Below are 892 nucleotides of genomic sequence, written 5' to 3'. Positions count from 1 at the left end.
TCGGTGACGAAGGAGATAATTCAGTTGAACCATTACACAACATCCAATGGCACAACCGATTTGTTGGCATCCGATGCCGAAAAGATGTATATAAAAGCGCCTGCGGGTGTTTGTGCGCAATTAACCATTGATATTGAGGCGATTAAGGCAAAAATGGGCACTCGCAAACTCAGCATTGTGAACCTTGCAATTGAGGCTGTGCCGAAGGAATATTCGCCGAATTTCAGTTTTGGTTTTCCGGCATTGGGCACGGTGAACATGCTCAATACGACCCGAGCCAAATTGGTGTTGCTTGAAAAGGACTCGGTGCAGACGTTCTTTGAGGAGAGCAAAACCGCCGACAATATCAGCTACTACTTTGCCATGTTCAATTCAACAGCGTATGCCTATCAATATTCCAATATTGCGAATGTAGTGCAAAAAGCCATCGACAACGGTTTATCCACGCTGGAGTTGCGGCTGATACCGGTGCAAGTGTCCTATGTACTCGAATCATCGTATTACAGCACCTCCTACACCGATTATGCCACAGCAAACTACCTCGCACCCTCCGCAGTAACGCTGAAAAAAGACAACATCAATATCAGGGTAGTCGCTTCGGATGTGAAATAATAGTGTGTCCTCGTCGATTAGTGAAATTTTATTTGACTTAAATCGTTTGCAAATTGACGCACTCCTTTTTGGATTTTTCTCGTTGTTTGCAATCGCGGACGCTTAGAGCCTGACGAATAGTGCCAAAGTTGTTTTTGACCAACTCCGGTAATTTGTTCCAAGCCTGATTTTGAAAGAATTCCGGAATAATAATTCAAAAACGAGCTTAAGTCATATTCAAAATCAAACTCCAATTCAGGCGTTGATTTACCTTCCTTGGCTCTCATCTTTTTCTTCATCG

1 protein-coding gene and 1 pseudogene are annotated in these 892 nt (G+C 43.4%); one reads left to right on the top strand and one right to left on the bottom strand.

From position 1 onward, the window contains the following. Nucleotides 1-612 (top strand): DUF4270 family protein (locus ASC50_RS00950; RefSeq protein ID WP_158648231.1); only part of this gene is annotated, 612 nt, incomplete at its 5' end. Between the two features lie 17 nt (nucleotides 613-629). Here ASC50_RS00950 and ASC50_RS00945 read toward each other — a convergent pair. Beyond that, nucleotides 630-892: pseudogene (locus ASC50_RS00945) on the bottom strand (DNA-binding protein); the annotation flags it as partial.

The organism is Candidatus Symbiothrix dinenymphae, from assembly GCF_001431085.1.
The sequence above is the reverse complement of the archived record's forward strand: the minus strand, read 5'-3'. Positions and strand labels throughout refer to the sequence as shown.